Below are 476 nucleotides of genomic sequence, written 5' to 3'. Positions count from 1 at the left end.
CTGGACCTGCTCGCGGTCGGGCTGGGCCGGTTCGAGCGCGCCGCCGCCGAGGATCTGGCCGCCGTCGCCGCCGGCGGGTCGGTGTTCAAGGCGGTCCGCGGCGAGTACGGCTCCGGGAAGACGTTCTTCACCCGCTGGCTCGCCGAACGGGCGAAGAAGGCAGGCCTCGCGGCCGCCGAGGTGCAGATCTCGGAGAACGAGACGCCGCTGCACAGGCTGGAGACCGTCTACCGCCGGCTGACCGAGCGGCTGACCACCGCGACGTTCCCGCCGAGCGCGTTGCGGCAGGTCGTCGACGGCTGGTTCTACGCGCTGGAGGAGGACGTCCTCGCCACCGACGGGGCGACGGGCGACGCGGCGACGGGCGACGACGCCGCGGCGCTCGACCGGGCGGTCGGCGAGCTCGTCGACCGGCGGCTCGCCGACGTCGGCCGGACAGCGCCCGCGTTCGCGGCGGCGCTGCGTGGCTACCGGGC

At 75.8% G+C, this 476-nt stretch carries 1 protein-coding gene; it reads left to right on the top strand.

Annotated elements, in window-relative coordinates; genetic code table 11:
• The coding region (locus tag NBW84_RS04410; RefSeq protein WP_250281948.1) for a BREX system ATP-binding domain-containing protein at positions 1-476 on the top strand (476 nt) is incomplete at both ends.

Source organism: Protofrankia sp. CiP1_Cm_nod2, assembly GCF_920664355.1.
Classification (GTDB): Bacteria; Actinomycetota; Actinomycetes; order Frankiales; family Frankiaceae; genus Protofrankia.
The sequence above is the reverse complement of the archived record's forward strand: the minus strand, read 5'-3'. Positions and strand labels throughout refer to the sequence as shown.